We start from the raw sequence: 19,969 nt of genomic DNA on the forward strand, positions 1-19,969 counted from the left end.
AAGCCGCCCTCAGTCGCGGAAGCTGGGATCCAGCCGGTCGAGCTTGCGCAGCAGGCCCGGCCATTCCATCACGCCGTAGGGCCGGCGCGTCTGCGGCTGGTAGTTCATGTAGGTCTCCTCCAACACCTTCGGCGGCACGGGATGGATCTCGGCGTTGCAGGCCAGCGCCGCGAGCTGCGCCTTGCAGGACAGCTCCAGGCGATGCATCGCGTTGAAGGCCTCGGCGATGGTCCGGCCCACCGTCAGCAGGCCGTGGTTGCGCAGGATCAGCGCGTTGTTGTCGCCGAGGTCCTGGACCAGCCGCTCCTGCATGGAGAGGTCGAGCACGACGCCCTCGAACTCGTGGTAGCCGATCTTCAGGAAGCGCATCGACGTCTGGTTCATCGGCAGCAGGCCGCATTCCAGCGAGGAGACCGCCATCCCGGGCCAGGTGTGCGTGTGGATCACGCAGTCGATCTCGTGGCTCGCCTCGTGGATGGCACCATGGATGACGAAGCCCGCGCGGTTCACGCCGTAGCCCAGGTCGCCGAAGTCCGGCTTCAGAAGGATGTTGCCCTTCACGTCGATCTTGATGAGTGAGGAGGCCGTGATCTCGTCGTAGCTCATGCCGTAGGCGTTGATGAGGAAGGCGCCGTCCTCGCCCGGCACGCGGCAGGAGATGTGGTTCGCCATCATGTCGCTCATGCCGTAGAGGTCCATGAGCCGGTAGCAGGCGGCCAGGTTCACGCGGGCCTGCCATTCGGCCGGCGTCACCTTGTCGCGCAGCGAAGGGATGCTGAGCACAGGGCTCGGCGAGAGTTCGAGCATGGTTCCGTCTCCTTCTATTGCCCGGAAGCGTAGCGCGATCGCCAGCGGAACGAAACGGGATGAATTCTGAACCGTTATGGCTCAGACGGTCCTAGAATGCCGCCATCGGGCGGATCGCGCGCCTCGGCATCCTCCCGTCGCCGCAAGCGGCCTCGGCTGATTCGGCCGCGGAGGAAACGACCATGGCACCAATCGCTTGGGTGGCCGACCACGCCGCCGGAGATCCGCAGATCCGTCGCCTCCGTTTCGGTGACTTGGCGACCGCGCTGCGCTGGGGGTGGGACGACTTCGTCGCCGCACCGACGCAGATCTTCTTCCTGTGTCTCATCTATCCTGTCTTCGGCCTGGTGATCGGCCGCGCCGCGGCGGGCAGCGCGATGCTGCCGCTCGTCTGGCCGCTGCTGGCGGGCTTCGCCCTGGTCGGCCCGGTCCTGGCGCTGGGCATCTACGAGCTGAGCCGGCGCCGGGAGCTAGGCTTCCCCACCACCTGGCGGGACATGTTCGGCGTGCTGAAATCTCCGGCCATCGGCGGGATCCTCCTGCTGAGCCTTTCCCTGGCCGCGACCTTCGTGCTCTGGATCGGCGTGGCCCGCGGGCTCTTCCATGCCTTCATGGGTCCGGAGATTCACACCTCCTTCAGCGCCATGATGGCCGAGATCCTGCACACGCGGCACGGCATGGGCCTGATAATCGTGGGCAACCTCGTGGGGGCGTGCTTCGCCTTCTGGGTGCTGGCGGTGAGCCTGGTCTCCTTCCCCATGATGCTGGACCGGCACGTGACCGCCGGCGAGGCCGTCTACACCTCGCTGGCCGCCTTCCGCGCCAATCCGGTGATGCTGACGGTCTGGGGCATCATCGTCGGCGCGATGATCTTCGCTGGCATGGCGCTGCTGGGGGTGGGCCTCGCCCTGGTGTTGCCCATCCTCGGCCACGCGACTTGGCACCTGTACCGGCGCCTGGTCCGGTAACTCAGGCCGGCTTGGGACGGAGCGGCAGGAACAGCGAGGCCGAGACCACGCCGAAGGCGCCGCCCAGCGCCGTCTCCCAGAGCCGCGCGGCCAGATGCGAGATGGAATGCTCGCCGCTGGCCGCCAGCGTGACGATGAGGGTGAAGGCGAAGGCCCCGCAGGCGATGTCGTAGCGGGCGGGCAGCGACATCGCGTAGATCACCATGGCCAGGGCGGCGGCCGCCCAGATCAGCACCGGCGCGTGCTCGGCGATGGGCAGGCAGGCCAGACCCAGCGGCACGCCGAAGAAAGTTCCGACCACACGGCGGCGAACGCGTTCCCGCGTGCCGGAGGCCGTGCTCGCCACGACATAAGTGCTGGCCGTGATGGCCCAGACGGAATGCTGCAGCCCCAGCGTGCCCGTCAGTGCCACGATCGCGACGGCGGAAATCGCCGCCTGCAGCCCCATCACCAGCTCAGGTGAAAATCCCAGCCGCGCCTCCGCGACCGTCGAGGGCCTGGGCGGAGCCGGGTCGGGCCGCTCGGCCGGGCCGCTCAGCATGCGCGGCACGATGGCGGCCGGTACGGCGATGAGCCAGGCCACGGCGAGCATGGGCAGGTCGGCTGGCGCCAATCCCAGGCCATAGGCGAGCAGCTGGCCGGTGTAGATTTGCGAGCCGAGCCCGGTCCCCAGCCTGCCGAAGCGGCGCAGGTAGCTGACCAGGAAGGCGCCGGTCACGAGCGCCGCTTCCGGCGCCACGGTGCCGAGGAGTGCCAGCCGCGGCGAGGCAAGCGCCATCAGGCTCGCCCCGGCCACCGCGGCCGTCACCAGCAGCGTCAGGTCCCGGGCGGACTGCCACCGCGTCAGCTGGCCTTCGGAGACGCTGGCCCAGAGTGCCAGCCCGCCCGCCAGCGGGGTGAGGAAGGCGCCCCGCGAGAAGTCGCCCGAGACGTCGTGCAGCGCGCCCACCAGCGCGGCAAGGCCGAAGGCCGTGACCAGGCGCAGCCCCTTGATGCGGCGATGCGTCCCCGGATCGATCCGGTCCAGCCAGGACGCCAGGGCGCCCCAAGGCATGCGCCGGCTCGTCAGGCGGCGCGCCGGAGGCTGAACTCGGCCCAGGCTTCCGCCAGGGCGTTCATCAGATGGTCGATATCGGCGTCGCTGTGCAGCGGCGAGGGCGTGACGCGCAGCCTCTCGGAGCCGCGCGGTACCGTCGGGAAGTTGATCGGCTGCACATAGACGCCATGGCGCTCCATCAGCAGGTCGCTGATGCGCTTGCAGAGCACCGCATCGTGAACCATCACCGGCACGATATGGCTGGGGTTGGGCAGGTGCGGGATGTTCAGCGCATCCAGCCGCGCCCGCACGGTGGCCACCCGCTCATGCATCCGGTCGCGTTCGGCCGTGCTTTCCTTGAGATGGCGGATGCTCGCCCTCGCCCCGGCCGCGATCGAGGGCGGCAGCGAGGTGGAAAAGATGAAGCCGGAGGCGAAGCTGCGCACGAAATCGATCACCGCGGCCGAACCGGCGATATAGCCGCCGATCACGCCGAAGGCCTTGGCAAGCGTGCCCTCGATGAGGGTGAGGCGGTGCTGCACGCCCTCGCGCTCCGACACGCCGCCGCCGCGCGGACCGTAGAGGCCCACCGCATGCACCTCGTCCAGATAGGTCATGGCGCCGAACTCGTCGGCAAGGTCGCAGATCTCGGCGATGGGCGCGATGTCGCCGTCCATCGAATAGACGCTCTCGAAGGCGATGAGCTTGGGGACGTCGCGCGGCAGCGCCTCCAGCCGGGCGCGCAGATCGCCGAGGTCGTTGTGCTTCCAGATCTCGCAGCGCGCCCGGCTATGGCGGATGCCCTCGATCATGGAGGCGTGATTCAGCTCGTCCGACAGCACCACGCAGCCCGGCAGCCGCCCGGCGAGGGTGGTGAGCGTCGCCCAGTTGGACATGTAGCCGGAGTTGAAGAGGAGCGCCGCCTCCTTGCCGTGCAGGTCGGCGAGCTCGCGCTCCAGCAGGACATGCTCGTGATGGTTGCCGGCGATATTGCGGGTGCCGCCGGAGCCCGCGCCCGTCCGGTCCAGCGCCGCATGCATGGCCTCGAGCACCTTCGGATGCTGCCCCATGCCGAGATAGTCGTTGGAGCACCAGACGGTGATCTCTTCGCTGCGGTCGGCCCCGTTCTCCGAGGAGTATTTCGTGGCGCGGGGGAAGGCGCCGGCATGCCGCTCGAGGTCGGCGAAGACCCGGTATCTGCCCTCGCGGCGAAGGCCGTCGAGCTGATTGCGGAACAGGTTTTCGTAGTCCATCGCATGCCTTTCCCGGGCCGCGGCCCTTGCGCCCCATCTAGCGGCCTTCGAGCTCAAAATCAGCCCCTGCATGGCTGACAGGCCGAGATTGCGGCACGATTTAACCTGGAAAGCCCCACCCGCTACTCCCCTTGCGCGAGCGTTGTGCTATGCAGCGGCCGCATTCTCCAAAGGGTCATCCAACGGTGTCGGGTTCCGGCACCCCCAGCCTGGCGCGGGGGGACATCCAGCTTTGAGGCATCCCGATCCGGGTCAGGCGCCCCGCCGCGGGCTGCGCTCGCACGCGCCCGCCATCCCGATGCGCGTCGGTACCCGCGGCTCGCCGCTGGCGCTGTTCCAGACGCGGACCTTCCTGGACCGCATCCGCGCCGTCTGCCCGGTGCTGCGCAACCTCGACGCCTTCGAGGAATGCGAGATCGCGACCTCGGGCGACCGTGCGCAGGAAAAGCGCCTCGCCGAGATCGGCGGCAAGGGCCTCTTCGCCAAGGAAATCCACGAGGCGCTGCTCGACGGCCGTGTGGACTTCGCCGTCCATTCGCTGAAGGACCTCGAGACCGAGCTGCCGCCGGGGATCGCCCTGGCCTGCACCCTCCGGCGCGAGGACGCGCGCGACGCCATCGTGCTGGGCGCCGCCTGCCGCCGCGGCGGCTTCTCGAGCCCGGCCTGGGACCCCTTCTCCGCCCTGCCTCCCGGCGCGCTCGTCGGCACGGCCTCCGTCCGCCGTCAGGCGCAGCTGCTGCACACGCGGCCTGACCTCCGCTGCGAGGTCATCCGCGGCAATGTGCAGACCCGCCTCTCGCGCGTGGCGAGCGGTGAGTTCGATGCGACGCTGCTGGCGCTGGCCGGCCTCAGGCGCCTCGGCCTCGAAGCCCATGCGGATGTCGTCCTCGACGAGGAGGAGATGGTGCCCGCGGCCTGCCAGGGCATCATCGGCGTCACCGTCCGCGAGGACGACGTGGCCCTGCGCGAGATGCTGACCGCCATCTGGGATCCGGCCTCCAAGGCCGTGAGCCTGGCCGAGCGGGCGCTGCTGCGCGCGCTGGACGGCTCCTGCCGCACGCCGATCGGTGCGCATGCGGTGCTGCTGCCCGAAGGCCGGCTCCGGCTGACGGCTCTGATCGCCCGGGGCGACGGCAGCTTCCTGATCCGCCGCACGGTCGAGGGCGCCGCCGAGGATGCCCCCCGGATCGGGCGCGAGTTGGGCGAGGAACTCTACCGCGAGACCCCGGCCGACGTCTTCGCCTGAGCCAGGCCGTGGCCTACTGGTCGCCCGGCCCCCAGAAGAACGTGTCGCTCCTGGGCCGGCTGCCGCCGCTCGTCGGATAGACGCGGACATAATTGCCCGTATTGGCCCGATAGACAGGGTTGGTAAGACCCCGTCCGCCTACCACGGGGACCGCGAAGGTATCGGCGAACATCTCCATGAGGCTGATGTTCATCCCGGCCTCGCAATGCTGCAGATGGACATAGGCGCCCGGCGCGAATTTCGATGCCAGCTTGGCGAATTCCGGCTGGAACCGCGCGAAACTCGCCGTCGAGACCCAATCCGTGCCGATTTCGAGGCCCGAGGAATTCCCGTGATCGAGGATGTTGAGCTTATCCATCGGGGTCGTCCCCGGGGCAGGCGTCTTGGGCAGCGGCACCCGTCCATGTGACATCGCATAGGCCGTGATGGAGTGCGGACTGGGCGGCGGCGAGTACTTCGCCAGAAAGGCGAGGATCTTGGCCACCATGTCGACCGCGTCCGTCATGTAGAGTTCGCCGGTTCGTAGCATGCTTGCCGCATAACCCACGCGATCCGTGTCATCGACGACAGTAACAACGAGTGCCATGGAGTTTCTCCCCTCGCTCCAGCGAAAGGGATAGTTCATTCCCTGGAATGATTGAATAAAAATCTCCTACCCAATCCCCTCAGGGGGCCGCCCGCCCCGGACGGTGCACCTTCACCGCGCTCTGTTCCGCGAGAATCTCGCCGATCGACTGGCGCAGCAGCCGGATGTCGCGGATGCGCCCGAAGCTGGGACGGTGGAACAGCGCGACGTCGCGCATGTACTGGCCGCCGGCGATGCGGCGATAGGCCACCATGTCGTCCAGCAGGGCGCCGACCTGGATCGCCAGCTGCGGCATGAAGGCAACGCCTGAGCCGGCTGCGATCATCTGCCGCATGGATTCCAGGCTCGCGGCCTGGAGCTCCGTCGGCCCTTCCCGGAGGCGTGAGGGGCAGAGCTGCAGCGCCTGCTCCCGCAGGCAATGCCCTTCCGAGAGCAGGATCAGCTCCGCCACCGGGATGTCCCCCGGATTCACCTGCTCGGCCTGGGCCAGCGGGTGATCGCGCGGAACGGCCAGGGCCAGTTCCTCCCGGAAGAGGGGCAGCTCGGTCAGCTCCGCCTCGGGGATCGGGCTGGTCGCCAGCAGCGCGTCGAGCTCGCCCTCCTCCAGCTGGCGGATGAGGGCGCGCGTATGCCCCTCGTGCAGCATGAGCTTGAGATCGGGATAGCGCGCCCGCAGCGGCTTCAGCAGGAAGGGCACGAGATAGGGCCCGAGCGTGGAGATGACGCCGAGGCGAAGCGTGCCGGTCAGCGGCTCGGCGCCGATGCTCACCACCTCGAAGAGGCGGCGCGCTTCGGCGATGATCCGCCGGGTCTGGGCGATGACATCCTCGCCCCGCCGCGTGACGAGGACGCCGCGCGGGCTGCGCTCGAAGATCTCGACGCCGAGGAACTCCTCGAGCTTGCGGAGCTGGCCCGACAAGGTGGGCTGGCTGACGCCGCAGGCCACCGCGGCCCGGCCGAAGTGGAGATGCTCGGCCACCGCCGTGATGTATTCGAGGTCGCGCAGGCTCAATCCGGCGAGGTTCATCCCGTGGCCTCATCCAATCCTTGACCAGGAACATTCCCCCCGGCAGCTTCCGCGACAAGGGGCATTCGGCGATCGCCCCATGAGGCACCCGCCCAAGCATCGCAGCGCATGAATGACAGGTGCCTGCCGTGCCGGCTACTCCCACCCTTCCCTCCTTCTCCGAGGCCCTGCGCGTCTGGGCCCGCATCGGCTGCCTTTCCTTCGGCGGACCGGCCGCGCAGATCGCCATGCTCCAGCGCGAGGTCGTGGACCGGCGCCGATGGGTATCGGATGCGCGATTCCTGCACGCGCTGAACTTCTGCATGCTCCTGCCGGGGCCCGAGGCGATGCAGCTGGCCACCTATCTCGGCTGGCTGATGCATGGCGTGCGCGGCGGCGTGGCGGCGGGCCTGCTCTTCCTGCTGCCGGGGGCGCTGGTGATGCTGGCGCTGTCGGCGATCTATGCGGCGCTGGGCGGCGTGCCGCTGGTGGCCGCGCTGTTCTTCGGCCTGAAATGCGCCGTGCTCGTCCTGGTGGTCGAGGCGCTGCTGCGCCTGGCGCGACGGGCGCTGCGGGGCCTCCTGCCCTGGGTGCTGGCGGTGGCTGCCTTCCTCGCGCTCTTCGTCTTCGCCGTGCCCTTCCCGGTCGTGGTGCTGGGCGCCGGCGCCATCGGCTTCCTCACGCCCGGGAGCTTCGCCAGGGCGGGCCACGGCCCCTCGGCTGACGACCACCCCGCGGCGCTGGACGCGCTGCTGGCGGCCGAGCCGGGGCGGATCGCCGCCATGTCGGGCGCCGCGCGCCGCGCCGGGCTGCTGGCCGTGGTGCTGTGGCTCTGGCCGGTGGCACTGCTGATCCCGGCGGGTGGGGTCTTCGCCGATATCGGCTGGTTCTTCTCGAAGATGGCGGTCGTCACCTTCGGCGGCGCCTATGCGGTATTGGCTTATGTCGCGCAGGAGGCCGTGGAGCATTACCGCTGGCTGACAGCGCCCGAGATGCTGGCCGGCCTCGGCCTCGCCGAGACGACGCCGGGGCCGTTGATCCTGGTGCTGCAATTCGTGGGCTTTCTCGCCGGGCTGCGCGAGGGCGGCGGATGGATCGGCGCCGCGGCCGGTGCGGGGTTGACGCTCTGGGTGACCTTCCTGCCCTGCTTCGCCTGGATATTCCTGGGCGCGCCCTATGTCGAACGCCTGCACGACGTCGCGCGGCTGCGCGGCGCGCTGGCGGGGGTCACCGCCGCGGTGGTGGGGGTCATCGCGAACCTCGCGCTGTGGTTCGCGCTTCGCGTGCTCTTCTCCCGGATGGTGGACGGGCCCTTCGCCGTCCAATGGCCCGATCCGGTCAGCCTGCAATGGCAGGCGCTGGCCCTGGCCGCGCTGGCCGCCTTCGGCCTGTTCCGGCTGAAGCTGGGCGTGGTGCCCCTGCTGGGAATGAGCGCGCTGGCAGGCCTCGCGCTGACGCTCGCCGCGCCCTAGGCGCGCCGGGCCGTGATCGCCCGCCAGACCTGCCGCAGCCCCATGGCCTGCTGCGCCAGCCAGCCACCGCGCACATAGGCCGAAGGGGCGTCGGGATCGCCCGTGCGGGGATAATAGTCCCGGCGGAAATCGGCCGTGCCGAAGATCCAGTCCCACACCGGCAGCAGCACGCCGTAGTTCTTGCCCGAATTCCCCGCGCTCAGCACGCCGTGATGCAGGCGATGGAAGCGCGGGCTGACCACGAGGCGCTCGCCCACCCGCCCGAAGTCGAGCCGGACGTTGGCGTGGCTGAGGCTCTCCGCCAGCCGGAGCACGAGCAGGATGATCGGGAACTGCCCCGGCGGCACGCCGATGACGACGGCGATGATGCCGAACCAGGCGGCGGCGATGATGTCGTCCAGGATGTGGTTCCGGTCGTCCGTCCAGAAGGTCATCTGGGTCTGGGCGTGGTGGATCGAGTGCAGCGCCCACCACCAGGGGAACATGTGCTGCAGCCGGTGGCGCCAGTATTCCGCGAAGTCGAGGATGATGATGTAGAGCGCGAGCGCGACCAGCGGCGCCTCCCGCAGCCAGGGGATCATCGTCTCGAGCGTCGGAGGCACGAAGCCGCTATCGGCGATCATCCCCTCGATGCGCGAGGAGGCGGCGTAGAAGAGGATGAAGCCCAGCATCGGCAGGATGCCGAGGCGCGCGAGCAGCGTGTAGAGCACATCCGTCTGCACGACGCGCTGGCTCTCCCAGCGCTCCACGGGCCGCCATTTCTCCAGCGGCAGGCAGACGGCGACCACGACGATGACCTGGATGACGCCGAAGACGAAGAAGTCCATCCATTGGAAGGCCTCGTCCGCCCAGTTCATCAGGCCCAGCTGATACATGGCCGGCTGCAGCAGCGCTTCGAAGAGCCAGCCGGTCAGCCGGTCGTACTGGTCCTGGATGAAGTCGATCATGTCGGGCCCCGAGGGGAAGCGGAGGGAGAGGGACGCGCCGGGATGCCGGCCGGCGGCAGGGTCGCGAAGCAGAAACCACGCTCGAGCAGGCCCGTCACCAGGGCCTCGAAAATAAGCCCGAAGGGCTCGCGGCGCGAGCGCACGCCCCAATGCATGATCAGCACCTCGCCATCGGCGATCCGCGCCAGGTTGCGCCGCAGCAGGGCGCCATTGGGCTGCGCGGCGGAATCCAGCTCGTCGCCAAGGAAGCCGTTCGGGGTCCAGCCCTGGTGCCGCAGCCCGCAGGCCTCTGCCATCCGCAGCGCGCCCGGCGTGACGATGCCCCCCGGCGCGCGCCAGAGCGGCAGGACCTGCGCCTCGGGCGCCAGGGCGCGCAGGGCGTCGACGGGCCGCGCGAGCTCGGCGCAGAGGCCGGCCTGGTCCAGCACCTCCCGGCCCTCGCCCCGGCGGGAGGCATAGTTCGTGCGCCCCGGCCCGGCATCGCCCCGGAAATACCAGTGGCGCCAGGTGTGGCTGGCGAAGACGTGCCCCTCCGCCGCCCGGGCGCGCCAGAACGGCCCCCAGGAAGCGTCAAGCGAGCGGTCGCCGCGAAAGGTGGGCTCCTGCGCCACGAAGAGGGTCGCGCGGATGCCGTGGCGGGCCATGACGGCGGCGATGGCCTCGGCCTCGCGGGCCCAGCCGGTATCGATGGTCAGATAAAGCGTGCCGGCGCAGCCGCGCGGCCTCGCCGGCTGCGCGAGGGCCGGCGCCGCCATGGCCGCGAGGGAGGCCGCGCCGAGGAGGCGGCGCCCGATCATGTCAGCGGGGTGCGGTGGCGGAAGCGGGCGTGGCGCTGACCGTCCCGGGCGTCGGCGCGGGCGCGCGGTCGGCGACCTCCGTCGCGACGGCCGGTGCCGCGACCGGCGTGGGCGGCACGGCGACGCGCACGATGGCCCCGCCCCCCACCACCGGCTGCGCCATCGGCCGGCTGCCGCTGATGGCACCGGGGGCTGCATAGGCGAAGTCGACGGCAACGCCTTCCCGCTGCGGAACCACGAAGATCCCATGCGGGCTGCGGCCCACGCGCGCCTGGGCGCTTTCACCGGTGCGGGGGTCGAAGGCCAGGATACGGCCCGTCCAGCGCAGCGTCGCGTAGATGCGGCCCTCTGGGTCGAAGGCGATGCAGTCCGGCCCGCCAGGGATCTCGAAGACGCGCCGGACCTCATAGGTCTCGGCATCCACCTCGGCGATGCGGCTGTCGACGCGGGAGGTGGCGTAGAGCGTCCGCCCGTCGGGCGCGGGGAAGGCCGTATGGGCGCCGCGCCCGACCCTGAAGGCGGTGCGGACCTCGCGCGTCGCGGGGTCCAGGGTCACGAATTCCTGCCGGCCCATCAGGCCGATCAGCAGCTTGCCGCGGTTCCAGATGATCCCGGCGGGCTCCGGCCCGACTTCCTGAACCCAGGCCACGCTGCCGTTGGAGAGATCCACGGCCGAGACCTGCCGGGTGCCCTGCAGCGTCACATAGACCCAGCGGCTGTCCGGGCTGAAGGCCACATGGCTCGGCTTGTCGCGCTGCCGGATGCGATGGATGAGGGTGAGCGTCGCGGCCTCGTAGATGTCGATCTGGTCTCGGCGCAGCGAAGCGACCACCAGGTACCGCCCATTCGGGCTGAATTCCAGGTGGTAGGGGTTGCTGATGCGCTCCCGCCGCCGGATCTCCCCCGTCGTCGGGTCGAGGAAGATCAGTTCGTTGGCCGCGCTGTCACCCAGCACGAGGTCACGCCCGTCGGGCGAGAGGACGATGTGATGAGCCTCCCGCAGCAGCGGGATCCGGCGCACCTCCGCGAAGGTCGTGACATCGACCACGGAGATGGAGGCGTCGCCGGAATTAAGCACGTAGACCGTGTCGGCGCGCGCCAACCCCGTCGTGAAGCACAGGAACAGCAGAGCGGCGCGCCACATGGCAGTCGAGGCTTTCACGGATTTTCGAAGGGTTCAGTCAACCGCATAAACCCGCCAAATTCAAGGCAGGCGGCGCGATGGCCGGCGCCTGCCTACTCCTTGGGATTGAAGTCGAGCGCCGCCCCGTTGATGCAATAGCGCAGGCCGGCCGGCCCCGGCCCGTCGGGGAAGACATGCCCCTGATGGCCGCCGCAGACGCTGCAATGGACCTCGACGCGCCGCATGCCATGGCTCTCGTCCAGGCTCTCGGCGATCGCACCATCCACGGGCGCGGTGAAGGAGGGCCAGCCGCAGCCGCTGTCGAACTTGGCGTCGCTCTCGAAAAGGGGCGTGCCGCAGCCCTTGCAGAGGAACATTCCGTCCCGCTTCTCGTGGTTCAGCGGCGAGGTGCCCGGGCGCTCGGTCGCCTGATGGCGCAGCACGCGATAGGCGAGCGGGTCGAGCTCGGCCTGCCACTCTTCGTCGCTGCGCTGGACGGGGAAATCTCCGCTCATGATCCAAACTCCCAATGGGCCGTGCCGCGGGGCGCCGGCCGGATCGGCCGATCCTCGGCGCGATGACGGCACGGCCATAGCCCGGTCGGCGCCGGCAGTCGAAATATTCCTGTTTCAGATGGGGTTCCGGCGCGCGCCCTCAAGCCGGCGTGGAGACCGGCGGTGCCTCAGGCGGGGAACCATCCCCCTTCCCGTCTCTCCAGCCGCGGCGTCTCGCAGACGCATTCCACCGGGATATCGGCCGGCCATTCCGGCTGCCAGCGGCGGGTCTGGATCATCGCGACGCAAAGCCCGACCGGGCGAATCCCCGCCGCCGCCAGCAGTGCCAGGCCCGCAAGGGCGGAGCTGCCGGACGAGATCACGTCATCCACCAGCAGCACGCGGCGGCCCTCGAGCCGCGGCAGCGTGCGCGGATCCAGCCAGACCCGACGTTCCGCGACGGTGGTGACGGAGCGAATCGGCACGCTCAGCGCCTCCTCGTACCAGAATTTCCGCGAATAACCGGCCGCCACCCAGTTGGGATGGCCGAGGCGCTCGGCCAGCAGCGGCGCGAAGACATGGCCGAGGGTGGGCAGGCCCAGCACCACCTCCGGCTCCAGCTTCCGGGCGGCCTCGGCCATCCAGCCGACGAGCGCGTGGATCACCGGAAAGCTCGCCTGGTTGGCGATCAGTCCGGCGACGCCGATGGGGCGGATCGGGAGGTGAAGGAAGCTGCCGTCCGGCATGCGGGCGGGAAAACGCTCGCCATAGGGAGGCCCGGGATCGGGCTCGGCGTCGAAATGCTGCCAGGCGTCCTGCACATGAGGCGGCTCCGGAAAGGCTGGCGCCGCGGCCGTCGCGTTAAGCCGCGACGGTGTGCCCGGCTGCCCAGAAGGGTCGCCCGGCGCCGGCATCGGGATGAGCCGGGCCGGGAAAGCCGTCGCGACCGGGAGGGCAGCCTATTCGGCGGCGGTGGCGGGGGTAGCCGAGGCGGCCGTGTCCCCGTGCTTCGCGCCGCGCTTGGGCTCGTGCTTCATCTCGCCCATGGCCTTCTGCACATGGGCGGAGAAGACGTATTCCGCCGGGCGCTGCTTGGTCAGGTCGATCTCCGCCGCCATGGGGCCCTCGGTGCGCGGGCCGCGGATCTGGGAGGCGATGATCTTCCAGGGCTTGCTGATGGCGTCCATCGCCGCCGTCGCCTCGAAGCCGGAATGGACCATGCAGTCGGCGCACTTCTCGTAGTTGCCGACGCCGTACTTGTCCCAGTCCGTGTCCTCCATGAGCTCCTTGAAGGTCTTCGCGTAACCCTCGCCCAGCAGGTAGCAGGGGCGCTGCCAGCCGAAGATGTTGCGCGTCGGATTGCCCCAGGGCGTGCAGTGGTAGGTCTCGTTGCCGGCCAGGAAGTCGAGGAAGAGCGGGCTATTGCCCATGCGCCACTTCGTCTTGCCGTTGTTGCGGGCGAAGATGTTGCGGAACAGGTCCTTGGTCGTCTGGCGGTTCAGGAAGTGCTTCTGGTCCGGCGCGCGCTCATAGGAATAGCCCGGGCTGAGCATGATGTTGTCCACGCCCATGGCCGTCACGTCGTCGAAGAACTTCGCCGTCCGCTCGGGGTCGGCGTTGTTGAAGAGGGTGCAGTTGATGGCGGTGCGGAAGCCCGCCTCCTTCACCTTCTTCAGCGCGGCGACGGCGCGGTCGTACACGCCGTCCTGGCTCACGGCCCAGTCGTGCTGCTTCTGGTCGCCATCCAGGTGGATGTCCCAGATGAAGCGCGGGTGCGGCTTGTAGCCTTCCAAGCGCTTCTCGAGCAGGAGCGCATTGGTGCAGAGGATGACGATGCGGCCCTGCTTCAGCAGCCCCTCGACGATCTGCGGCATCTCCTTGTGGAGCAGCGGCTCGCCGCCCGCGATCGCGACGACGGGCGCGCCGCATTCCTCGGCGGCGCCCAGGCAGTCATCGACCGAGAGGCGCTTGTTCAGAATGGCGTCGGGATAGTCGATCTTGCCGCAGCCGGCACAGGCCAGGTTGCAGCGAAACAGCGGCTCCAGCATGAGCACCAGCGGGAAGCGCTTACGCCCGGCAAGCTTCTGCTTGACGACATAGGCCGCCACCTTCGCCTGCTGCGCGAGAGGAATACCCATACCGAATCCGCTCCAGGATTAAAAACGAGCTGAAGCAGGTAGCATAGGTTTTGCTGCACCGCGAGCACGAGCAACGCAAGGCTGTCGCGCCCTTGCCAAGGCCGCTTCCGGTCACATCTCCCGCATTTCCATGTCGTAAACTTGCCGGCGGGTACGGGGGCGGATAATCAACGCCCGCGGCCGTCTGGCCGCCTCGACCAGCCGGAGTGAGCCTCGTGAGCACCGCCGACGCCGCCACCATCGCCGCGGCCGATCATGCCGCCCGCCACTGGCAGAGCCCTGAACCGGGCCCCCTCGTCATCGGATCGGAGGCGCATAAGCACGCCGTCTGCAAGATGTTCGAGGACACCTTCAACCCCTACAAGCCCTCGGTCATTCCCTGGCCCAAGCTCGATCCTGATACGCTGAACCGGATCACGAGCCTGCCCATCTGGGACATCGCGGTGCAGACCGAGGGCAAGGCCCGGCTGCGTATGGCGGCCTATGCGGCCACCATCACCGACCCCGAGATGCGCGACACCATCGCCCGCAACGGCTGGGAGGAGAACCGCCACAAGGAGGTCCTCTCCAAACTGGTGGAGGCCTATGGCATCCCGCTGGCGCCCGAGCCGGAATACGTTCAGCCGAAGGACCCGGAATGGGCCTATCTGGTCACCGGCTACAGCGAATGCGTGGACAGCTTCTTCGCCTTCGGCCTCTTCGAGATGGCCCGCCGGTCCGGCCTCTTCCCCGAGGAGCTGGTCGAGACCTTCGAGCCGGTGATGCAGGAGGAGTGCCGCCACATCCTGCTCTTCGCCAACTGGCTCGCCTGGCACCGGAAGAACATGCCCTTCTGGAAGCGCCCCTGGTTCGAGATGCGCGTCTGGGCCGTCTGGGTCTTCCTCGGCTACGAGCGGATCGGCATGGCCAAGACCGTCGATGGCGCCGGGAACGAGCAGAAGCAGGACAACAACTTCACGGTCAACGGCTCCAAGGCGGTCGCGAACGAGGACATCTCCCTCGCCCAGATCCTCGACCTCTGCCTCGCCGAGAACGACCGGCGCTTCAGCGGCTACGACCGCCGCCTGCTGCGCCCGACCACCGCGCCGTTCCTCGCCCGGATGGCGAGAAAGTTCATGCGCACCCCGCGTCCGAAGGAAGCCTGAGAATGAGCCGACGCCTGGTCGCCGGGTCGGAAGAGCACAAGAACCTCTTCTGCCAGCAGTTCATCGACACCCACCTGACCTTCGACCCCGAGGAGCTCCCCTGGCCGGAGCTGAACGAGGAAGAGCTGGCCCGCCTGCGCGCCGTGCCCTTCTGGCAGGAGGTCTATCATACCGAGCGCCGGGCCGGCGCGATCGTGCAGGCCTTCCTGCCGCAGATCGAGGACCCGATCGTGCGCGAGGCCGCCCGCGTGCAGGGCGTGGAGGAAACGCGGCACGCGAAGCTTATCCGCGTGCTCATCGACAAATACGGCCTCAACGCCACCGAGCAGCCGCTGGAGCAGTTTCCGGACGATCTGGAGAAGGCCTTCATCGACTTCGGCTTCGGCGAGTGCCTGGACGCCTTCCTTGGCTTCGGCGCTTTCAAGACGGCCCGCGAATCCGAGTTCCTGCCGGAAGCCATGTTCGAGATCTTCGACGTGCTGATGGACGAGGAGACGCGCCACATCGTCTTCTTCATCAACTACATGGCCTGGCGCGAGAAGCAGCGCGGCCTGATCGCGCCCATGCGCGCCATGAAGTCGGCCATCTTCTATGGCCGCGCCGTGCGCCGCCTGAAGGGCATGGTTGGCCGCGGCCAGGAGATGAATGACGGTAAGGATTTCAACGTCACCCAGGCGGGCGTCTTCCTGGACGGTTTCAACTTCACGAAGTTCGTGGAGGATTGCTACCGGGAGAATAGCCGCCGCATGGCCATCTTCGATCCCGACCTGATGCAGCCGCGCCTGCTGCCCGCCATGGCGGGTCTTGCCCTGCGCGGCCTGCGGCTGTGGGATCTCGGCGCCCGCCAGCTCCGCCGCAAGCCGGCCTGAGGCGATCATGCTCGCGGAGGCGGTTTCGGGGCTGTTGGCGGCGATCCAGTTCGCAGCCCATGGCGCCCTGTTCGGGTGCCTGGCCTTCCTCGCCGTGGTGGCGACGCCCCTGACCCTTCGCCTGCCCGACGAGCAATCTCGGGCGCTGACCGCGCGCACGCGCTGCGCCGTCCGGCTCTTCGCGCTGGTGACGGTGGCCTATGCCCTGGCGGAAGGCGCGCTGCTGGCCTTCCTCTTCAACGTCCTGCCCCCCCTGGCCACGGTCGGCATGGGGGTCGCGGGCCTCGTCGTCTTCTTCGCCGTGCCGCGCGGCGGGCCCGCCCCCCTCCGTGTGGCGGCCCTGACGCTCCTCGTCGCGGCCGCCATGATCCTGTCCTTCGCCCGCGAGGGTGCGCCCTGGTTCGGCCAGCGTGAGCTCGCCGCGCTGCTCGCCGAGGCGGGGCTTGGCCTGACCCTCGGTTCCCTGCCCGCCCTGTGGCTGGCGCTGCGCGCGCCCTGGCCGGCCTCGGTCTCGCAGGTCGTGGGCGTCCGGCATCTGGGCCTCGCCCTGCCCGGCCTTGCACTGCTGCTGGTGGCCGGCTCCATCGCCTGGCCGCAGCGCGCGATCCTCTGCACCGCCGAGATCTACCCGGTCGCCGTACTGGCGGCGCTGTTGGCGGGCATTCTCCTGCTGGCGTTCCTCGCGCGCGCTGCCTTTCTGGCGATGGGCTCGCGGGCCGGTGCGGCCCCAGGCTGGCTGCCGCGGCTGATCGTCACGATGGAACTGGAGATGCTGCTCGGCCTGGCGCTCTCGGCCGCCGCCATCTCCCTCGTCATGGCGCAGCCCGGCACGGGGCCGACGCCCAGCCTGCTGCCCACGGCCTCCCTCCGGGCCCCGGGCCCGATGGCGGCGGTGGGTGGGCTCGTCATCCTGATGGCACTTCTCTCCGCGGTGCGGTGGCCGCGCTGGCGCCGCTTCACCCGCTTCGGGCCCATCCTGCTGCTGCCGATCGCCTTCCTGCTGATGCTGCATCCCCAGGGCGGCCTGCGCGACGGCCTCGCGATCCTGGTCCTCATCGCCGGCCTCGGCGAGACATGGCGGCTCCTCGGTGGGGAGCGCGGTCGCCTGGAACGCGCGCCGGCGATCCTGGCGCTGCTCGGCATCATGCTCATGCTCGCCGCGCCGCCCTTGCCGACCGAGGGACTGCCGATCCTTCTCGTGCTCCTGGCGATGATCGCCCGCTGGAAGGAACTGCGCCTTCCCTCCAATTGGGAGCGTCACGCCGCTTCCGTCGGCTATGCGGCCTGCCTTGGCGTGCTCGGCCTCCTGCTGATCGTCACCCATGGCGGCTGATCCGGCGGCGGCACTGGGCCGCGTGGTCGTCGCGCTGGTGCGCGTCTCCATCCGGCGCCCCTGGACGGTGCTGGCCATGCTGGCGCTGGTCACGGCCGGCGCCATGTGGCTGACCGCCACGCGCTTCGTCCTGGATTCGGACGTCACGAAGCTTTTCTCGCCCGACCTGTCCTGGCGCGTCGCCGAGCGGACGATGGAGCGCGCCTTCCCGCAGAGGCTCGATCTCGTCGTGATCGTGCTGGACGGGCCGGACGCCGCCACTTCGGATCGTGCGGCCGCCTCACTGACCTCGGCGCTGCAATCCCGGCCCGACCTCTTCCGGACGGTGCGCCAGCCCAATGGCGGCCCCTTCTGGGCCAGCCACGGCCTGCTCTATCTGGACCGCGCCGAGGTGCAGTCCATCACCGAGAAGCTGGTCGAAGCGCAGGGCCTGCTCGGCCCGCTGGCCGAGGATCCCAGCCTTCGCGGCCTCGGGCGCCTCTTCGGCCTGATGGCCGAGGGGCTGGGCCGCGGGGATGCCGATCCCGCCCAGCTCGCCGGCCCGCTCGGCGCCTTCGCGAATGCCGCCGGGGCCGCCGCCCAAGGCCGCGTAGCGACGCCCGACTGGGGCGCGCTCATGACCGGCCGGCCCGCCCGCCCGCTCGAATTGCGGCGCATCATCCTGGTCCAGCCCGCCCTGAACTACGAGCAGCTGTCGGCCGGCGCGGCCGCAACCGACGTGATCCGCTCCGAAGCAGTCCGGCTCGGCATCGATGCCGCGCATGGGCTGCGCATCCGCCTCACCGGCCCCGTGCCCATGGCCGATGAGGAATTCGCGACCGTTTCCGAAGGCGCGGTCGAGAATGCCGTGCTTTCCTTCGTGCTGGTGGCGATCCTGCTCTGGATGGCGCTGCGGAGCTGGAAGCTGATCGTGCCCCTGCTCGTCCTCGTGCAGGTCGGGCTCGTCTGGACTTCCGCCTGGGGCATCCTCTCGGTCGGCAGCTTCAACCCGTTGTCGATTGCCTTCGCCGTGCTCTTCATCGGCATCGGCGTGGATTTCGGCATCCAGTATGCGGTTCAGTACCGTGCGGAGCGCGTCCACCTTCCCGCCCTGCTCCCGGCGCTCGAGAAAGCCGCACGCACTGCCGGGCCCGGCATGACGCTGGCCGCGCTGGCCGTTACGCTCAGCTTCCTGGCCTTCCTGCCGACCGAGTATCGCGGCGTCGCCGAGCTCGGCCTGATCGCGGGCGGCGGCATGGTGATCGGCTGGTTCCTTGCCATGACGCTGCTGCCCGCCCTGATGGTGCTGGCCAAGCCCGCCAGCGAGGCGCGGGAGGTCGGCTATCCCGCGCTGCGGCCAGTGGACGAATGGCTGTCCCGCCATGCCAAGGCCGTCGGCATCGGCGCGGTGGTGCTGAGCCTTGCCTGCCTGGGCTCCCTCGCCTGGCTGCGCTTCGACACCAATCCGATCAACCTGCGCGACCCCCATGTGGAATCGGTCGCGACCTGGCGCGACCTCGCGCGTGACCCGGACACGGACCCGAATATCCTCGAAATGCTGGCGCCGGACCTGCCGGCCGCCCAGGCCCTGGCGCGCCGCCTCGCGGCGCTGCCCGAGGTAGCCCGGGCCATGACGCTCGCCGACTTCATCCCCGAGGATCAGGAGACGAAGCTGGCGCTCATCGAGGATGCGGCCATGCTCCTCGGGCCGGCACTGGCCGGCGCGCCGTTGCCGCCGCCCAGCGATGCGGAGATCGTCGCCGCACTCCGCAAGGCCGCTGCCGAGCTCGCGCCCCTTCGCGGCGAGGGCGCGGTCTATCGCGACACTGCGCGGCTCGCCGCGGCGCTGACCGCCCTGGCAAATGGGCCTGCCTCCGGCCGCGACACCCTCGCCCGCGCCACGCTTCCCGGCCTCGGCCATCTCATCGGCCAGGTGCGCGCGATCCTCGCGGCGCGGCCCGTCACGCTGGACAACCTGCCGCCCGACCTCATTGCCGATTGGCGGACGCCCGATGGCCGTGCCCGGGTGGAGGTCGCCCCCGCGCCGACGACCCTGGACGAGACGGCGATGCTGCGCCGCTTCGCGCTGGCCGTTCAGGCCGTGGCGCCGGACGCGACGGGGCTGGCCGTCTCGACACTGGAATCCTCGGCCACCATCCAACGCGCCTTCCTCCAGTCCGGCGCTCTCGGCGTGGTCTTCGTGCTGGCGCTGCTCTGGCTCATGCTGCGCTCGGTCCGCTTTTCGCTGCTGGCGATTGCGCCCCTGGCCCTGGCCGGGCTGATGACGCTGGCGCATTGCGCGATCTTCGGCCCCGACCTCAACCTGGCGAACATCATCGCGATGCCGCTGCTCTTCGGCCAGGGCGTCGCCTACGACATCTATTTCGTGTCCGCCTGGCAGCAGGGCCGGCGCGACCTGCTGGCCTCGCCGCTCAATCGGGCGGTAATTTATTCAGCCGTCACCAATGCGGCGGCCTTCGGCGCGCTGGCCATCTCACCGCACCCGGGCACCGCCAGCATGGGCGTCGTGCTCTCCGTCAGCCTCGTCTATTCGCTGATTTGCGTGATGCTGGTCCTGCCGCCGCTTCTGAAGCTCTTCGCCCCCGGGAAGTAGGCCCCTGGGGGCCTGATTCGGAGCTTCAAGCCGGAGGTATGTCGACAAAGCCTTGTTCAAATTCCAAACATTACAATTAATTAATTTATGGGAAGCTTTTCATGGCACAAAGAAAGGATACGCTTATAGCGTCGTATATAAATTTAGAAACTTCTT

Annotated in this window: 18 protein-coding genes; 7 read left to right on the top strand and 11 right to left on the bottom strand. The window is 69.3% G+C overall.

Annotated elements, in window-relative coordinates; all coding sequences use genetic code 11:
* Positions 1 to 9: 9 nt before the first annotated feature.
* Complete coding sequence (locus KHU32_RS12250; protein WP_213670368.1) at positions 10 to 807, bottom strand: class II aldolase/adducin family protein; 798 nt, start codon at positions 805 to 807, stop codon at positions 10 to 12.
* A gap of 182 nt (positions 808 to 989) precedes the next feature.
* Between KHU32_RS12250 and KHU32_RS12255 the strand changes: the two genes are divergently transcribed.
* Positions 990 to 1,775 carry a DUF2189 domain-containing protein gene (locus KHU32_RS12255; RefSeq protein WP_213670369.1) on the top strand — a complete coding sequence of 262 codons (786 nt, stop codon included), beginning with the start codon at positions 990 to 992 and terminating at the stop codon, positions 1,773 to 1,775.
* A 1-nt stretch (position 1,776) separates the two neighbouring features.
* Here the strand turns inward: KHU32_RS12255 and KHU32_RS12260 are convergent, their stop codons facing one another.
* Together KHU32_RS12260 and hemA are read right to left on the bottom strand one after the other, a co-directional pair.
* A complete protein-coding gene (locus KHU32_RS12260) occupies positions 1,777 to 2,829 on the bottom strand; it encodes an FUSC family protein (protein WP_213670370.1) in 1,053 nt (350 codons plus the stop codon).
* 11 nt (positions 2,830 to 2,840) lie between these two features.
* Positions 2,841 to 4,064 (bottom strand): 5-aminolevulinate synthase, encoded by a 1,224-nt coding sequence (gene hemA / locus KHU32_RS12265; protein ID WP_213670371.1) that lies wholly within the window; start codon positions 4,062 to 4,064, stop codon positions 2,841 to 2,843.
* Between the two features lie 232 nt (positions 4,065 to 4,296).
* Here hemA and hemC point away from each other — a divergent pair, with 232 nt between their 5' ends.
* Complete coding sequence (hemC, locus tag KHU32_RS12270; RefSeq protein WP_249680990.1) at positions 4,297 to 5,310, top strand: hydroxymethylbilane synthase; 1,014 nt, start codon at positions 4,297 to 4,299, stop codon at positions 5,308 to 5,310.
* A 13-nt stretch (positions 5,311 to 5,323) separates the two neighbouring features.
* Here hemC and KHU32_RS12275 read toward each other — a convergent pair whose 3' ends face one another.
* Positions 5,324 to 5,935 carry an immunoglobulin domain-containing family protein gene (locus tag KHU32_RS12275; RefSeq protein WP_213670373.1) on the bottom strand — a complete coding sequence of 204 codons (612 nt, stop codon included), beginning with the start codon at positions 5,933 to 5,935 and terminating at the stop codon, positions 5,324 to 5,326.
* Between the two features lie 40 nt (positions 5,936 to 5,975).
* On the bottom strand, positions 5,976 to 6,923 hold the full coding sequence (locus KHU32_RS12280) for a LysR substrate-binding domain-containing protein (RefSeq protein WP_213670374.1): 948 nt from the start codon (positions 6,921 to 6,923) through the stop codon (positions 5,976 to 5,978).
* 128 nt (positions 6,924 to 7,051) lie between these two features.
* On the opposite strand from KHU32_RS12280, the gene chrA reads away from it, so the two are divergent.
* Positions 7,052 to 8,374, top strand: a complete 1,323-nt coding sequence (gene chrA / locus KHU32_RS12285) for a chromate efflux transporter (protein WP_213670375.1) — start codon at positions 7,052 to 7,054, stop codon at positions 8,372 to 8,374.
* On the opposite strand, the gene KHU32_RS12290 is transcribed toward chrA, so the two are convergent.
* The 6 genes from KHU32_RS12290 to hpnH form a co-directional block, all read right to left on the bottom strand.
* On the bottom strand, positions 8,371 to 9,321 hold the full coding sequence (locus KHU32_RS12290) for a sterol desaturase family protein (RefSeq protein WP_213670376.1): 951 nt from the start codon (positions 9,319 to 9,321) through the stop codon (positions 8,371 to 8,373). The two genes, chrA and KHU32_RS12290, sit on opposite strands and share 4 nt — an antisense overlap.
* The gene (locus KHU32_RS12295) at positions 9,318 to 10,118 is read right to left on the bottom strand and encodes a polysaccharide deacetylase family protein (protein WP_213670377.1); all 801 of its coding nucleotides are present in this window, start codon (positions 10,116 to 10,118) and stop codon (positions 9,318 to 9,320) included. The genes KHU32_RS12290 and KHU32_RS12295 overlap by 4 nt, the downstream gene beginning before the upstream one ends.
* Before the next feature lies 1 nt (position 10,119).
* Complete coding sequence (locus tag KHU32_RS12300; RefSeq protein ID WP_347265545.1) at positions 10,120 to 11,280, bottom strand: YVTN family beta-propeller repeat protein; 1,161 nt, start codon at positions 11,278 to 11,280, stop codon at positions 10,120 to 10,122.
* 74 nt (positions 11,281 to 11,354) lie between these two features.
* Positions 11,355 to 11,756 (bottom strand): peptide-methionine (R)-S-oxide reductase MsrB, encoded by a 402-nt coding sequence (gene msrB, locus KHU32_RS12305; protein ID WP_213670378.1) that lies wholly within the window; start codon positions 11,754 to 11,756, stop codon positions 11,355 to 11,357.
* A 167-nt stretch (positions 11,757 to 11,923) separates the two neighbouring features.
* Entirely contained in the window at positions 11,924 to 12,556 is a 633-nt protein-coding gene (locus KHU32_RS12310; RefSeq protein ID WP_347265546.1) for a phosphoribosyltransferase, read from the bottom strand.
* Positions 12,557 to 12,694: 138 nt separating this feature from the next.
* The gene (gene hpnH, locus KHU32_RS12315; protein ID WP_213670380.1) at positions 12,695 to 13,873 is read right to left on the bottom strand and encodes an adenosyl-hopene transferase HpnH; all 1,179 of its coding nucleotides are present in this window, start codon (positions 13,871 to 13,873) and stop codon (positions 12,695 to 12,697) included.
* Positions 13,874 to 14,088: 215 nt separating this feature from the next.
* Here hpnH and KHU32_RS12320 point away from each other — a divergent pair, with 215 nt between their 5' ends.
* Genes KHU32_RS12320 through KHU32_RS12335 form a run of 4 tightly spaced genes read left to right on the top strand, consistent with a single transcriptional unit; the run spans position 14,089 to position 19,813 of the window.
* Positions 14,089 to 15,018 (top strand): ferritin-like domain-containing protein, encoded by a 930-nt coding sequence (locus KHU32_RS12320; RefSeq protein WP_347265547.1) that lies wholly within the window; start codon positions 14,089 to 14,091, stop codon positions 15,016 to 15,018.
* A 2-nt stretch (positions 15,019 to 15,020) separates the two neighbouring features.
* The gene (locus KHU32_RS12325) at positions 15,021 to 15,887 is read left to right on the top strand and encodes a hypothetical protein (RefSeq protein WP_213670382.1); all 867 of its coding nucleotides are present in this window, start codon (positions 15,021 to 15,023) and stop codon (positions 15,885 to 15,887) included.
* A 7-nt stretch (positions 15,888 to 15,894) separates the two neighbouring features.
* On the top strand, positions 15,895 to 17,220 hold the full coding sequence (locus tag KHU32_RS12330) for a hypothetical protein (RefSeq protein ID WP_213670383.1): 1,326 nt from the start codon (positions 15,895 to 15,897) through the stop codon (positions 17,218 to 17,220).
* Positions 17,210 to 19,813, top strand: a complete 2,604-nt coding sequence (locus KHU32_RS12335) for an MMPL family transporter (RefSeq protein ID WP_213670384.1) — start codon at positions 17,210 to 17,212, stop codon at positions 19,811 to 19,813. The genes KHU32_RS12330 and KHU32_RS12335 overlap by 11 nt, the downstream gene beginning before the upstream one ends.
* Positions 19,814 to 19,969: the final 156 nt, after the last annotated feature.

It is taken from the genome of Roseococcus pinisoli (assembly GCF_018413645.1).
GTDB lineage: Bacteria > Pseudomonadota > Alphaproteobacteria > Acetobacterales > Acetobacteraceae > Roseococcus > Roseococcus pinisoli.

Excerpts from the sequence above, each read along its gene's own strand:
- KHU32_RS12250 (WP_213670368.1), bottom strand. The coding sequence starts at position 807 with ATGCTCGAACTCTCGCCGAGCCCTGTGCTCAGCATCCCTTCGCTGCGC.
- KHU32_RS12255 (WP_213670369.1), top strand. The coding sequence starts at position 990 with ATGGCACCAATCGCTTGGGTGGCCGACCACGCCGCCGGAGATCCGCAG.
- KHU32_RS12260 (WP_213670370.1), bottom strand. The coding sequence starts at position 2,829 with ATGCCTTGGGGCGCCCTGGCGTCCTGGCTGGACCGGATCGATCCGGGG.
- hemA (WP_213670371.1), bottom strand. The coding sequence starts at position 4,064 with ATGGACTACGAAAACCTGTTCCGCAATCAGCTCGACGGCCTTCGCCGC.
- KHU32_RS12275 (WP_213670373.1), bottom strand. The coding sequence starts at position 5,935 with ATGAACTATCCCTTTCGCTGGAGCGAGGGGAGAAACTCCATGGCACTC.
- KHU32_RS12280 (WP_213670374.1), bottom strand. The coding sequence starts at position 6,923 with ATGAACCTCGCCGGATTGAGCCTGCGCGACCTCGAATACATCACGGCG.
- KHU32_RS12290 (WP_213670376.1), bottom strand. The coding sequence starts at position 9,321 with ATGATCGACTTCATCCAGGACCAGTACGACCGGCTGACCGGCTGGCTC.
- KHU32_RS12295 (WP_213670377.1), bottom strand. The coding sequence starts at position 10,118 with ATGATCGGGCGCCGCCTCCTCGGCGCGGCCTCCCTCGCGGCCATGGCG.
- msrB (WP_213670378.1), bottom strand. The coding sequence starts at position 11,756 with ATGAGCGGAGATTTCCCCGTCCAGCGCAGCGACGAAGAGTGGCAGGCC.
- hpnH (WP_213670380.1), bottom strand. The coding sequence starts at position 13,873 with ATGGGTATTCCTCTCGCGCAGCAGGCGAAGGTGGCGGCCTATGTCGTC.
- KHU32_RS12325 (WP_213670382.1), top strand. The coding sequence starts at position 15,021 with ATGAGCCGACGCCTGGTCGCCGGGTCGGAAGAGCACAAGAACCTCTTC.
- KHU32_RS12330 (WP_213670383.1), top strand. The coding sequence starts at position 15,895 with ATGCTCGCGGAGGCGGTTTCGGGGCTGTTGGCGGCGATCCAGTTCGCA.
- KHU32_RS12335 (WP_213670384.1), top strand. The coding sequence starts at position 17,210 with ATGGCGGCTGATCCGGCGGCGGCACTGGGCCGCGTGGTCGTCGCGCTG.